Annotated in this window: 12 protein-coding genes and 2 pseudogenes; 8 read left to right on the top strand and 6 right to left on the bottom strand. The window is 63.1% G+C overall.

The window, feature by feature from the left end; genetic code table 11:
* Positions 1 to 346: 346 nt before the first annotated feature.
* From BF95_RS09540 to BF95_RS09525, 5 genes and pseudogenes are all read left to right on the top strand, one after another.
* Positions 347 to 844 carry a hypothetical protein gene (locus tag BF95_RS09540; protein ID WP_152542632.1) on the top strand — a complete coding sequence of 166 codons (498 nt, stop codon included), beginning with the start codon at positions 347 to 349 and terminating at the stop codon, positions 842 to 844.
* A 384-nt stretch (positions 845 to 1,228) separates the two neighbouring features.
* Positions 1,229 to 1,672: pseudogene (locus BF95_RS28995) on the top strand (TonB-dependent receptor plug domain-containing protein); the annotation flags it as partial.
* 830 nt (positions 1,673 to 2,502) lie between these two features.
* Positions 2,503 to 3,924, top strand: coding sequence for a TonB-dependent receptor domain-containing protein (locus tag BF95_RS28990; RefSeq protein WP_235209664.1), 1,422 nt, complete (start codon positions 2,503 to 2,505; stop codon positions 3,922 to 3,924).
* Between the two features lie 14 nt (positions 3,925 to 3,938).
* Positions 3,939 to 4,649, top strand: coding sequence for a PepSY domain-containing protein (locus BF95_RS09530; RefSeq protein ID WP_043151100.1), 711 nt, complete (start codon positions 3,939 to 3,941; stop codon positions 4,647 to 4,649).
* Positions 4,646 to 5,386 carry a PepSY domain-containing protein gene (locus BF95_RS09525; RefSeq protein ID WP_043151099.1) on the top strand — a complete coding sequence of 247 codons (741 nt, stop codon included), beginning with the start codon at positions 4,646 to 4,648 and terminating at the stop codon, positions 5,384 to 5,386. Before BF95_RS09530 ends, BF95_RS09525 begins: the two co-directional genes overlap by 4 nt.
* 22 nt (positions 5,387 to 5,408) lie before the next feature.
* On the opposite strand, the gene hutC is transcribed toward BF95_RS09525, so the two are convergent.
* The 5 genes and pseudogenes from hutC to copC form a co-directional block, all read right to left on the bottom strand.
* A complete protein-coding gene (hutC, locus tag BF95_RS09520; protein WP_235209663.1) occupies positions 5,409 to 6,218 on the bottom strand; it encodes a histidine utilization repressor in 810 nt (269 codons plus the stop codon).
* Between the two features lie 277 nt (positions 6,219 to 6,495).
* Positions 6,496 to 6,879: pseudogene (cueR, locus tag BF95_RS09515) on the bottom strand (Cu(I)-responsive transcriptional regulator); the annotation flags it as partial.
* Positions 6,876 to 9,167: a heavy metal translocating P-type ATPase gene (locus tag BF95_RS09510; RefSeq protein WP_081764115.1), complete on the bottom strand. Its 2,292-nt coding sequence runs from the start codon at positions 9,165 to 9,167 to the stop codon at positions 6,876 to 6,878. The pseudogene cueR and the gene BF95_RS09510, both read right to left, overlap by 4 nt.
* Before the next feature lie 156 nt (positions 9,168 to 9,323).
* Positions 9,324 to 10,253 (bottom strand): copper homeostasis membrane protein CopD, encoded by a 930-nt coding sequence (gene copD, locus BF95_RS09505; protein ID WP_043151097.1) that lies wholly within the window; start codon positions 10,251 to 10,253, stop codon positions 9,324 to 9,326.
* A 3-nt stretch (positions 10,254 to 10,256) separates the two neighbouring features.
* Positions 10,257 to 10,643, bottom strand: a complete 387-nt coding sequence (copC, locus tag BF95_RS09500; protein ID WP_043151095.1) for a copper homeostasis periplasmic binding protein CopC — start codon at positions 10,641 to 10,643, stop codon at positions 10,257 to 10,259.
* 131 nt (positions 10,644 to 10,774) lie between these two features.
* Between copC and BF95_RS09495 the strand changes: the two genes are divergently transcribed.
* From BF95_RS09495 to BF95_RS09485, 3 genes are read left to right on the top strand one after another with little or no spacing between them, the layout of a single operon-like run.
* On the top strand, positions 10,775 to 11,056 hold the full coding sequence (locus BF95_RS09495; protein ID WP_043151093.1) for a hypothetical protein: 282 nt from the start codon (positions 10,775 to 10,777) through the stop codon (positions 11,054 to 11,056).
* The gene (locus BF95_RS09490; protein ID WP_043151091.1) at positions 11,053 to 11,493 is read left to right on the top strand and encodes a periplasmic heavy metal sensor; all 441 of its coding nucleotides are present in this window, start codon (positions 11,053 to 11,055) and stop codon (positions 11,491 to 11,493) included. The genes BF95_RS09495 and BF95_RS09490 overlap by 4 nt, the downstream gene beginning before the upstream one ends.
* Positions 11,490 to 12,053 (top strand): RNA polymerase sigma factor, encoded by a 564-nt coding sequence (locus tag BF95_RS09485; protein ID WP_043151088.1) that lies wholly within the window; start codon positions 11,490 to 11,492, stop codon positions 12,051 to 12,053. The genes BF95_RS09490 and BF95_RS09485 overlap by 4 nt, the downstream gene beginning before the upstream one ends.
* 410 nt (positions 12,054 to 12,463) lie before the next feature.
* Here BF95_RS09485 and BF95_RS09480 read toward each other — a convergent pair whose 3' ends face one another.
* Positions 12,464 to 13,114, bottom strand: coding sequence for a BON domain-containing protein (locus BF95_RS09480; RefSeq protein WP_043151127.1), 651 nt, complete (start codon positions 13,112 to 13,114; stop codon positions 12,464 to 12,466).
* Positions 13,115 to 13,412: the final 298 nt, after the last annotated feature.

The raw sequence follows: 13,412 nt of genomic DNA, 5'->3' as shown, positions 1-13,412 counted from the left end.
CAGCGCGTCCGAAAGGGTCAATTCCTGCGCGCTGGCAACGTCGCCAGCGAACAGAGCGATCAGCGCCGCGCCGATCGCCAGCGCGCGCCGGGAGCGCGCCGGAAGGCGCGCGTCGGTAGGTTGAAACATGGCAAAAGGGTCTCACGAGCAGGCGTGGCGAAAACCGCGCCCTCTCGGACACGGCGGTTCAGACGCTGGCGGTGATGCTTTTGGGCGGTCGTTCGGGGCCGTGGATCGTCACACCGATCACCGGGCGGGCGGGCGTTAGGCTTCGACGGTCGCTGCGAAGATCGGGCAGGCCGTTATCGCCGGATGCGAAGGCGGGCAGACCGGAGCCGCTATCGCCGTGGTGATGATGTCCGGTTCCGGGCTGATGATCGGGGTCCGCGCCGTCATCCCGATCGCTGGCATCGCTGTGGCCAACATGATGATCGTCGGCATCGAACGAGATATCGGTGAACAGCATGTGCTGGTGGTTCGTTGGAGCGCCCGGCTGATGCTGGATGCGGTCGACGACGCTGGTCGCCGAGGCGGCGGCGAACGCAAGCGCGAGCACGACGCACAGCATCGCGCAAATCCGCCTCAGCGAGAATCGAACCGGAACATCCACGCGAGCCAGCCTATCGGGGTCTGTGCGGCGCGGCAAGAATTCGCGAACATCTTGCAATCGATCATTGGTCGATCAGCGTCATTTGGCGATTCCGGTGCAATTGACGCTCAACAGAGCGTCGAAGAGGGCAGCGGTGCTGGGGAGCCGTCGCATTATCGCCAGATGCGGCGCGAACGCTCGCGATCGTCGCTGAGGCGGATTTGCGCGATGCAAGCTGTGCGGGGCGCGTGCTGATGCTCCTTGCGCGAACACGACGATAGTCGTCGCCGTGATCCTCAACTTTGGACTTTGGCTCGATCGCAGCGACCATCGGAACTCTTCGGTTTCGACCTTGCGCGGCCAATGTTTCACGGTCAACGCGCGATCTGATGTTCCTGCCCTTGCATTGGTTGCCGCGCTCCACAGCCGCGCCGGCAACGCGCGAGAATGCGAAGAGCAAAAAAAAGGCTCCAAATGTGAGGGGTTCCGTCCTGGGCTGCGTATTAAGATACAGAGGCACTCCGCGCGACTCAAATTCAAAGCTAATTAGTTGAAAATACAGGACAATTCATGTTGACCTGTATATACAACCTATGCTCCCTTGCTTGCAGAAGATGAGGGCGAACAGGGAGTTTCAACATGAAAATGGGGGTAGTGTCACTTCTCGGCGCGACGATACTTGCAAGTGGGGCATCGCCCGGCATCGCGCAGGCGCAAAGTTCTCCTGGGGGGAGCGCCGAGGCGCCGGCGTCCGAAATTGTCGTCACCGGCTCCCGTATCCGACGTCAGGACCTGGCCGGCGTCGGCCCGGCCACGGTCGTCTCCGCCGAGCAGATCGAGAATACCGGCATCGTCAATATCGAAACCATGCTCCAGCGTCTTCCAGCCAATGCTGGCTTCGCGGGCAACCAGACTTCGGCCTATTGGACGAGCAATGGCTACGGGACGGCGCAGGTCAACCTGCGCGGCCTCGGCATCAAGCGCACCCTCGTTCTCCTGAACGGTCGCCGCCTCGTCGCCGGCGGCACCGGCGCCAATTCATCGCCCGACCTCAACATGATCCCGGTTGTCGCTTTGGCGCGGACCGACGTGCTCAAGGACGGCGCGTCGGCGATCTATGGTGCCGATGCGATGGCGGGCGTCGTCAATCTCGTAACCCGCACCGACTATGAGGGCCTCGGCGTCAGCACGCGCTATGGTATCAGCGATCGAGGCGATGGCTCGGACTTCTCCGCGGATCTGATCTGGGGCATCCGTAACGATCGCGGCGGCTTCATGGCGGCGGTAACCTATCAGAAGACGAACGCGGTCAACATGGCAAGCCGCGCGCCCTGCTCGCTGGCCGAGACAACGCCCGGCACGCTGTCGTGTGTCAACAGCGCCGCGACGATCGGCGGGCGTGCCGTGCTGCCCAATGGCCAGCAGATCAATTTCAACCAGGTTCCCGGTGGCGACGGCAATTTCTACGAACCGTACAGCGCGTCCAAGCACAACTTCAATTCCGCGCCGTTCCTCAACGCGGTCAGTCCGGTGGAGCGCGTCAGCACAGCCTTCTTTGCCGATTACGACGTCACCGACGACATCGAGGCGTTCGGCGAATTCCTATACACCTTCCGAAAGTCCAACCAGATTGCGACGCCGGGAACGCTGCGTAATTTGTCGATCGCCGCAAGCAACCCGACCAATCCGACGGGTCAGAACATCGTCCTTATTCAGCGTAGACTGGCCGAGCCGGGACCGCGCCAGTTCTTCCAGGAAACGGATACATGGCAAGGCACGCTCGGCTTTCGCGGCAAGCTGGCCAATGACTGGGCCTGGGAAGTCGCAGGTAGCTTTGGCCGCAACACCGCTGTCGATGGTTCCACCAATATCGCAAATCTCGAACGTGTCGCCAACACGCTCGACACTAGCAAATGCAGCCTCACGGCCGGCGCAGCGATCCCGTGCGCAGACTATCTGGGCTTCGGCGACCTGACGCCCGCAGCGCTCGATTATATCCTGTTCACCTCGCGCGATCGGGGCGGCAACGAGCTCGGCACCGTCACCGCAGACCTCACCGGCAGTCTGTTCGAACTGCGGCCGGGCCGGTTTCGTTCGCGACGGGTGCCGTCTACCGCAAGGAGAAGGGTTGGCGCGATCCCGATCCGCTGACCGTGCTGGGCGTCGCCAACACCAACCAGCAGGACCCGATCTCGGGGTCGAGCACGGCAAAGGAAGCCTATCTGGAGCTATCGGTTCCGGTCCTCGCCAACGTGCCCTTCTTCAAGGCACTGACGCTGGACGGCGCGGTTCGCTACTCGAACTACAATCTGTTCGGCAGCGACTGGAACTACAAACTGAGCGCCGACTGGATGATCAATGACGATTTCCGCCTGCGCGGCACTTATGGCACGGGCTTCCGCATTCCCAATGTGCCCGAACTGTTCGGCGGCGTTTCCGAAGGCAATCTGACGACGACCGATCCGTGCAGTCGCTTTGCGTCGAGCGGGAACGCAACGCTGATCGCCAATTGTCAGGCCTCGGGCGTTCCTGCAAACTATGTCCAGCTCGGGACGACCATTCTGACGACAGCCGGTGGCAATCAGGATCTGAAGCCCGAAAGCTCGACGAGCTGGACGATCGGCACGGTGATCCAGCCCAAGGGACTGGTGCCCGGCCTGTCGCTCACCGCCGACTGGTTCGATATCGACATCAAAGACGCGATCCGGGCGATTCCGGGTTCGACCAAGCTCGCGGTCTGCTACGCAAGCGCCAATCTTTCGAGCGAGTTCTGCGACGACTTCACGCGTAGCCCGCTGACCGGCGAGGTCACTTATCTCTCGGCCCAGCCGATCAATACCGGGCGCGAGCAGATGAGTGGGCTCGATCTGGGGCTCGTTTACAACCGCACGATCGGCGGCGTCGCGATCACGCTCGACGTGAACGCCACATGGCTCAACAAATATGTCGTCCTGCCTTTCCCCGGCGGCGCCCCGATCGACTTTGACGGCTATATCGGCGGCGGCAATGGCGGCTATCCCAAATGGCGCGGCTACGGCGTGCTGACAGCGGCGAAAGACGGGATCAGCGCGACCTGGTCGACGCAATGGATCGGCAAGGCGACCGACTTCAACGCAGCCCCGGAGGATGTCGGCTATCGGACCCCCAACGTGTTCTACCACAACGCCCAGCTCGCCTTCGAGATCGATCAGAAGACGCGCTTCCAGATCGGCGTTGATAATGTCTTCGACCGCAAGGCGCCGTACATCCAGAGCTTCACCGATGCCAATACCGACACCATGACCTATGACCTGTTCGGGCGCCGGTTCTACGCCGGTTTCCGGACCGCGTTCTGAGGCAGGAAAGGGCTATGGCAAAGATTCGCTGGCCACTCGTCGCCAGACGGACGCACAAATGGATCGCCCTCTTCGTGGGCGTCCAGGTCGTGCTCTGGACTCTGACGGGCTTCTACATGGTCGTCGTCCATATCGACACGATCCATGGCGACCATCTCGTTCGTGCACCTATCGTCCAGGGCTATGATCTCGCCGCACTCGTGCCGCCGTCATTCATCGTGGCGGCGGCGCCCGGAACCTCCGAGGTACAGCTGCAGCGGCTGTTCGGTCGGCCAGTCTGGCGCTCGGAGACACCCGAGGGGCCAGCCCTTTTCGACGCGAAAACCGGCGAGCGGATGGCCGCGCCGACCGAACAGGAGATCCGTGCCCTTGCCCGCAGGATCTATGCGGGCAAGGGCGACATCGTCGCCGTCAACCTGCTGACCAAGGCACCTCTCGAAATGCAGTCGCGCAAGCCGCCTTACTGGCAGGTCGAGTTTGCAGGCTGGAACCGGCCAACGCTCTATCTGTCGCCGTCGACGGGCGAGCTCATCTCGCGGCGACACGCGCTCTGGCGAGTCTTCGACTTCGCCTGGATGCTCCACATCATGGACTATCAGGGTCGCACGAACGTCAACAATCCGCTCCTTCGGGTCGCAACCTGGAGCGCGTTTGCCATGGCGCTGAGCGGCGCCTTGCTCCTCATCTGGTCGTTTCGGCGCAGCAAGAAGATGCCACGAGCATGAAGCGGTTACGCCTCTCACCGCTGCTGTTCCGCCGTATCCACAAATGGATCGGGCTTATTTTGGGGTTGCAGTTCTTCCTCTGGGCGCTCAGCGGCTCGATGATGGCCCTGCTCGACATGAAGCAGGTCGGGGGCCATGACGCTGCCGAAATCCACGCCCATCCGCTGCCGACTCCCGATCGGCTGATTGATCCCGCCCGCATTCCGGGCGTTCGACAGGCGTCCGGTCTGGTGCTGCGCGATCTCGCCGGCAGCCCGGTCTATGAAGTCCGCACGGAGGACGGAATACGCCTGTTCGGCGCCCATGACGGACATCCAATCCGCATCGATGCGGCGCTTGCCAAGGCCGCCGCATCGCAGATGACCGAAGCGCCAATCCGCGACGTTGTCGCGCTGCCGAAGCCCAATCTCGAAGCGCGCGAGCACTCAGGACCGATGTGGCGGATCAACTTCGCCGATGCGGCGAACAGCAGCGCCTATGTGTCGGCGGAGACAGGTCGCGTCCTCGTGATGCGCGGCGATACGTGGCGGACGTGGGACTTTTTCTGGATGCTCCACAATATGGATTATGTGAGCCGCACCAGCTTCAATCATCCGCTCATCATCTTCGTCGCTTTCGGCACGCTTTGGCTTTCGGGAACGGGCTTCTATCTGCTCTTCAAGAGCTTCGGCCGCGCGGATTTTCGGTGGCTGCGCCGTCGCCGGTCACGCCCCGAGGCGCCCGTTACCACCATCTGACGCAGAGGCGCAGAGGCGCACCCTAACCGCTCGGGACCGAGAAACTGGCGGACAGCTCGAACCGGCTCGCTGGATGGGTCAGCCAAGCATGTGATACCAGTCGCGAGCTGCTCCAGGTCTGACGGGTCAGGAGCAGCACGGGTTCAAGCTCGCCGAGTCCGAGCAGGCTGCGTGTGCGACTGTCGGGCATCGCGGCGCGGACGCGGTGCTCAACGCGCTCGATGGGCGCGATCCGGGTCAGATATTCGTTGGGCGTGGTCTGAGTGAAATCCATGTCGGCATACTCGGGCGCGGCCGACGCCAGGACGAAGCGCTCCTCGAGCTGGATCGGAAACTCGGCTTCGTGGTGCACGATGATCGAGTGGAACAAGCGCGACCCAAGCGACACGCAGAGAAGCGGCGCAGTCTTCGCCGTCGCCTTCTTGACCTCGTTCTGGATTACCCGCGCCCGATATGCGTGACCTCGCGCCCGAACTTCGTCGGCGATGTTGCGAATCTCGATCATGTGGCCGATCGGTCTGGATTCGGCGACGAACGACCCTATTCCCGTCCGCCGAACCAGAACGCCGGCGTTCTGCAGCTCACGCAGCGCCCGGTTGGCCGTCATGCGGGAAACACAGAAGCGGGAGACAAGTTCAGCCTCGGAGAGCACGCGGTCGCCAGGCTTTAGTGCGCCGCTGCCGATCGCGTCCGTAACGAACTGTTTGATGGCGAGATAGCGCGGTCCAGGCTCTGACTCGTCGGATCCGTTGCCCCTGGGTTCATTGACTGGCTGACCGGACCCTCCGTTGCCCGACATCTGACGCGCCTCCGCAGGAGCAAGAATCTTCATATCTGTTCTGCACTTATCCAAGAAGAATACGCTGGATGTTTTCTAACAGTCGGCACTCATATCTGCTACCCACAACAAGCCGCCCCCCTCTACGCAGTGGGGTCACGGCGCGCGATGGTGAGGCGGGCCAACCGCACGTCGATCGTCATTTTTTTACCTGTAGGTTGGTGACGATCTCGTGAGGATTGCCGGTGGCGGCGGGTCCACGGCGATCCGCATGCCCGACAGCCCGCCGCTTCAGCATGCCACGGGATCGCTGGTCGTCCTTTGGCTTGCCTTCCTGAAGCTGGTCGATGATCGGGCACTCGGGACGCTCGCCTCCGTGGCAGCGTTCCGCGAGATCGAGCAACGTCCGCCGCAGCGCCTGCAAGGCCTCCGCCTTGCGGCCGATGTCATCGGACCGGGCAATGGCGAGCGCCTTGACCTCGGCGCTCGAACGATCGCGATCGTCCCAAAGGGCGAGGAGACTTCGGATATCCTCGATCGGGAAGCCGAGATCGCGGGCATTCGCGATGAACCGCAAGCGATGGACATCGGTGTCCGCATAGTCGCGATATCCGCTGTCACGGCGCAACGCGGCCGGGATGAGGCCGATCTTCTCATAGTGACGGATCATCCGCTGCGAGACCCCGCTCACGATGGCGGCCTGTCCGATGATCATATTTTCCGCCGGTTGAGCCGCAGGGCGTTGGTGACGACACTGACCGAGGACAGCGCCATCGCGGCGGCCGCGATCATCGGCGACAGCAGGATGCCGAAGACCGGGTAGAGCAGCCCTGCGGCGACCGGAATACCGGCGGCATTGTAGATGAAGGCGAACACCAGGTTCTGGCGGATGTTGGACATGGTCGCCTGTGAAAGCCGGCGCGCGCGCACGATTCCCATGAGGTCGCCCTTCAGCAAGGTGATGCCCGCGCTTTCGATGGCGACGTCGGTGCCCGATCCCATCGCGATGCCGACCTCGGCGGCGGCGAGCGCGGGCGCGTCGTTGACGCCATCGCCCGCCATGGCGACGATGCGGCCTTCGCGCTTCAGGCGCTCAACGACCGCGCTTTTCTGGTCCGGTAGCACCTCGGCCTCGACCTCGTCGATGCCGAGCGTCCTCGCCACCGCCTCGGCCGTCGTGCGGTTGTCGCCGGTCAGCATCACGACGCGTATGCCCTCGGCCCGCAGGCCGGCGAGCGCCTCCGGCGTCGTCTTCTTGATCGGATCGGCGATGGCGAGGACACCAGCGACGACGCCATCGATCCCCGCGAAGATCGCGGTCGCGCCATCGCGCCGCAGCTCGTCGGCCTCTGCGTCGAGCAGGGCCGTCTCGACCCCATGCTCCTTGAGAAAGGCGGTGTTGCCGAGCAGCACGCGTTTGCCTTCCACGGTGCCGAGCGCGCCCTTGCCGGTCGGGGAGTCGAAGTCCGCGACCTCGGGAATGGGGATCTGCCGGGCATTCGCCGCTTCGACGATGGCGCGCGCGAGCGGGTGTTCGGACGCACGTTCAACTCCCGCCGCCAGGCGCAGCACCTCGTCTTCGCTGAACCCCGCACCGGCGACGATCTTCGTCACCGAGGGGTGCCCCTCGGTGAGCGTTCCCGTCTTGTCGACGACGAGCGTGTCGACCTTCTCCATGCGCTCGAGCGCCTCGGCGTTCTTGATCAGCACGCCGAGCCCGGCGCCGCGGCCGACGCCAACCATGATCGACATCGGCGTCGCCAGACCAAGCGCACAGGGGCAGGCGATGATCAGCACCGCAACCGCGGCGACGAGACCATAGGCGAAGCGCGGTTCCGGACCCCAGATCGCCCAGCCCGCGAAGGCGAGCACGGCGATCGCGAGCACCACGGGAACGAACCAGCCCGAGACCCGATCGGCCATGCGCTGGATCGGCGCGCGCGACCGCTGCGCTTCGGCGACCATCTGGACGATCCGCGCCAGCATGGTGTCGCGCCCCACCTTGTCGGCGCGGATGACGAGCGCGCCGGTCTGGTTAAGCGTGCCGCCAATCACCTTGTCGGCGACCGTCTTGGTGATGGGCATTGATTCGCCCGTCACCATCGATTCGTCGAGCGAGGAGCGGCCGTCCTCTACGATCCCATCGACCGGTACCTTCTCACCCGGCCGGACGCGCAGGCGATCGCCGACGACGATCTGGTCAAGCCCTACCTCCTCGTCCGCGCCGGCCGCGCTGATGCGGCGCGCGGTCTTGGGCGCGAGGTTGAGCAGCGCCTTGATCGCGCCCGAGGTGCGCTCGCGGGCGCGAAGCTCAAGCACCTGTCCGAGCAGCACAAGCACGGTGATGACCGCCGCCGCCTCGAAATAGATCGCGACCGTGCCGTCGGCCGATCGGAAGGCGGGTGGGAAAACACCCGGTGCGAGCGTTGCGACGATGCTGTAGGCCCAGGCGATCCCGGTCCCCATCGCGATCAGCGTGAACATGTTGAGGTTGCGCGTCCGGACCGACGTCCATGCGCGCTCGAAGAACGGCCAGCCGGCCCACAGCACCACCGGGGTCGCCAGCACGAGCTGGATCCAGGCCGATATCCGCATCGGCACCAGATGATGCAGTGCCGGAAAGATATGACCGCCCATCTCGAGGATCAGCACGGGAAGCGCGAGTATGAGCCCGATCCAGAACCGCCGGGACATATCGGCGAGTTCCGGACTGGGCCCCGCGTCCGCCGTAACGATCGCAGGCTCGAGCGTCATGCCGCAGATGGGGCAGTTGCCGGGATGATCCTGTCGGACCTCCGGGTGCATGGGACAGGTCCAGATCGTCCCGGCTTCCGTTTCGTGCTGCGGGACGGAAGTCGAGCCGACGTAACGCCCGGGATCGGTGACGAATTTGGCGCGGCAATCTGAACTGCAGAAATAGTAGGTGGCACCGCCATGTTCGACGTGGTGCGTGGTCTTTTCCGGATCCACGGTCATTCCGCATACCGGGTCCCCGACCGTCATCGTAGACGCAGCGCTATTTTCATTGTTCGCGCAACAGCCGCCATGGGCGGAACGCCCCGCGTCTTTCGAATCGGTCACTGTACTTCTCCTCGTAGACGCATTCAGATCTGGGGTTTGACACCGTGTCAGAGTCAAGCACCGGATCATCTCCGGTGGCTAGCCGTCCGACAAAGGCGGCGCCAAGGTGCCAAGCCAGGCGACGATGGCGAGAACGAGTATCGCTGTGGCCATCTCAAGCATCACGCTGCGCCGGAGTTCCGAGATCGCCTCGCCAGGCGCTCCTCGACTGATCGCGGCTCCAAGCCTGGGAGTCAGGCGGAATCGATTGGCGACTGCAAAAGTCAGCATCAGCGCGAACAGCAACAGCTTTGCGAGCAGGACCTGGCCGTACAGGCTGGTCGTCAGGTGCATGAGATTAGCAAGTCCGACCAGGAGTGCACCGTTTATGAGTCCGGTTGCGACGATGAGTCCGACGATGATGCTGCCGACGAGCGAAAAACCGGCAAGTGCCCGATAAGCCGTCCGCAACATCGCCTCATCGGGGTTGCGCGGCGCTTGCCACAGCAGAAGCGTCAGCCCGAGCAGGGCTCCGAGCCACGCACCGGCCGCGAGGAGATGCAGGATATCAGCGAGCAGATGTATCGTCCCGGCATTCCCTTCGGTTGCCGCGGCATGGCCCGACCAGGCGAGTGTCGCGACCGCGGTCGCGCCAGCGGCCGAGCCGAGTGCAAGAACCGCCACTGGCCGACGCGAAATGGCCACGGCACCTGCGAAGGCGAGGAGCAATGCCGCCGTCATGATTTGATAGGCCCATCCCACCGGAGTATCCGTCAGGAGCATATTTAATATGCTGCGATCCACACCGCCGATGCCCGTTCCGGCCATCGATGCCGCCATAAGCAGGAAGCCCACGCTTGAAAGGGCAAGGCCGAAGAGCGCGAGAAACGCAATAAGAGAGCGCGACGGCAGGAGTCTGTGCCGTTCGCTGCCCTTTAGTGCGTAGAGCCCGAACAGGGGCACCCCGAACAGGAGGGCGAGATCGACATAGACCGCAAACCGGGCGGCGATGAGGGGCCATGCGCTCATGGGTCACGTCACCGTGAAAGCGACCTGTCCTTCGATACGATGGGTGTCCGCCGAAACCGCATGCCATCTGACCTCATAGGTGCCGGACGACAATGGATGCGGCAGCGCGGCCATCAGTGTCTTGCCACCGTTCGAGACGCTGATCTGCAATCCCGTCACTTTCATCGGCGCATGGTTGGCCATGCCGGGCATTCCCGTCATGGTCAGATCGATGCCCGACAGCTGCGCCATCAGCTTTTCGGAGAAGGTCAGCGTGATCCTCGTCGGCGCGCGGACTATCGACGTTGCCGATGGTGTCGATGCGACCAGCCGCGGATGCGCGACGGCAGGGGTTGCCAGGGCAAGACCTGCGATCATTGGTATGGCCAGCAATGCACGCACGTGGTTCATCTCGATCTCCTTTAGTGTGAGGACAAGATGTATACGCAGCGCAGCTCCATATCCCTCGACTGTGGAGCTATCGGAAAAATGAGGGCTTATATCGGATGGTGCGTACTAGCAGCATGGAATGGAGAAGTTGAATGACCGACGTTGACGCCGCACTTGCCCGTTTGCGCGAGGCCCCGGTTCATCCGCGCCTCGCGACAATCGATGAGGCGGTATTGAACCATATGATCGCCCGCACATCCGCTCGTGACGTGTCGCCGGCCGGATTCTTCGGTATGGCGGCGGTGGGGGCTCTGATCATGGGGATTGCGGGATCGAGCTTTCCGGGTGAGCCGGTACGATTGGCCTCTTCGATCTCGCCATTCGGAGCCCCGCCCATGCTCGCGCCCTCGACGCTGCTGGAAAGCGGAGAATGAGCGATATCCGCCGCAACATCCTGATCGCCCTGATCGCTTTTGCGGCGGCGATTGCCGGCGTGTTCGTTGGCCGTGAGCTGGTTGCGCACCAGGCTCCGGTCGAAAACGAGATTCATGACTTGCTGCATGGGCAACTGGACCTCGACAAGGGCCAGCAGACGCGTCTCGATGAGATCGAGCGACGGTTCGCCGTGCGGCGACAGGCGCTGGAACTCGAACTTCGAGCGGAAAATGCACGGCTTGCCGATGCGATCGAGGCCGAACACGGCTATGGTCCGCGGGTAAGCGCGACCGTCGACCGCTCGCATCAGGTGATGGGGCAGCTCCAGAAGGAAACGCTCGAGCATGTCTTCGCGATGCGGGGCGTGCTGCGGCCCGCCCAAGCCGTGAAGTTCGACCGGGCCGTGGTCGGGGCGCTGACGGCCAAGGAAAGGTGACGATCGATCTCGGGGAGTGTTCCGACGGCGAACTGGCCGCACTGGCACTGGGAGGGCGGCAAAGTGCCTATGGGGCACTGATGAGCCGCCATCGCGAAGCGGTCTACCGTCTGGTACGCGGTTATATCGGAGATACCGAAGAGGCGGTCGATGTCACGCAGCAATGTTTCATGTCCGCCTTTTCCGCGCTTGCCCGCTACGATGGTTCCCGCCCGTTCAGGCTCTGGGTCACCCGCATCGCGATCAATAAATGCCATGATTGGGCGAGGCGGCGCGCGGTCCGGCGCTTCCTCCTTGCGGCTATGCCGATCGCGACTGCCGAGCATGTGGCCGACGAGGCGGTTGCCGTCGATGTCGCGATAAGTGATCGCGAGGAACTCGAACGTGTGATCCAGGCGATCGCGGCATTGCCCGCCTCGCTGAAGGATCCACTGATGCTCCGGACGATCGAAGGTCTGTCGGAGACCGAAACGGCGCAGGTGCTGGGCGTGAGCGAGAAGGCCGTCGAGATGCGATTGTACCGGGCGCGCGAAAAACTCGCCGTGCTTCTGGGTGATTGACGCCGGCCCCTCTTGAGGCGGCCATCTGTCGCGACGTCATGTTTGAGACGAGCATGAAGTTGGCGCTGCGGTGATCGGCTGTTTCACGGCGCCGTCCATAGCGCTTCTTAGCTGGCGTTTCCCGGTCAACTCGCGTGCAGCATATCGATGCCAGACTGTCCCGGTGCTCCAGTTCGCTTCCGCCAGGAATTTGCCACGTGAAGACAGGATTAGAAAGCTGAGCGGTATCCTCCGGCGTCGAACGCCATGAACTGGAAGGATTCTCTTTCGACGCTTGACGAGAGCCGGACGGTCACCGAAGAGATATTCGAGAGCGCAGCCGTCCTGATGCCGTGAACGGCGACGCACGCCATATCGACCAGCGCATTTCGCAACGATATCGTCGCCTGTCAGAGTCCAATACCGCGCATTCACGCGATGATGATGTCATTCCGCACATCGGTCACGCCCGGTGCGGCCCACGCCGTCGCCGCGGCGACCTGCCTGTCGTGCGGCGAGTGAACGGTTCCAGCGAGCACGACATTCCCCTGCTCCGCGCTGACGGTGATGGTCTTCGGATCGAAGAACCAGGAACGATGGAGCGCATGCATGATCTCGTCGCTGATATTGGACACGTCGACCCTGCGCTTGATCGTGATCTGGTTGGACACGCCGATCACGCCGAGCAGCCGTCGGACATCCTGTTCGGCGCTGTCCTTCTGATAGTGCCAATCGGCTTCGCCGGTCAGGGTGATCCAACCGTTTTCGACCACAACCTTGATGGCGTCGCGTGGAACGGACACGTCCCAGGCGAGCCGATCGAGCGCGGCGGCTGCGATGTCATCGTCGTCACGCTGGTCACCGAGAGGGAGCCGGATCTCGATCTCCTCGGCCACTGCCTTGACGCCCTTCACCCTGCGGGCCGCAGCCTCGGCTGCCTGCTTTTCCGCGAAACTCTCGACATGGCCCGTGAGCGTCACGACGCCAGCGTTCGCAGTGACACCGATATGGGCGGCGGTCACGCTCGGTTCCCAGTTCAGCTCGGCGAGCACAGACTGTTGAAGATGACTATCCTGGGACATGATATTCTCCAAAGCGATCGACAAAGGGAAGCTGCGCGTCTTGATCGACGACCTTCCTTACGGGTGTCATGTGACAGACAGGCGCAAACTACCTTCGCTCCGACGGAATTTGACTCCTGTCGAAGCAACTCGTCGCGCACCGGCCTTCTAAGCCGGGCTTGCAGGGCCGGCATTCCGGAGTTTTACTGGCGGGTCGTCCACGCATAAGCATCTGGGATCGGCTTTCGCATCGCCGAGATCCATCGCGCCCGTTTTGATGCGCAAGCACGGCGTTACGAGTCTCTCGGTGTTCCTGGAC

The organism is Sphingobium sp. Ant17, from assembly GCF_000588875.1.
Classification (GTDB): domain Bacteria; phylum Pseudomonadota; class Alphaproteobacteria; order Sphingomonadales; family Sphingomonadaceae; genus Sphingobium.
Note: the sequence above shows the minus strand (reverse complement) of the source record. Positions and strands in the feature narration are given on the sequence as shown.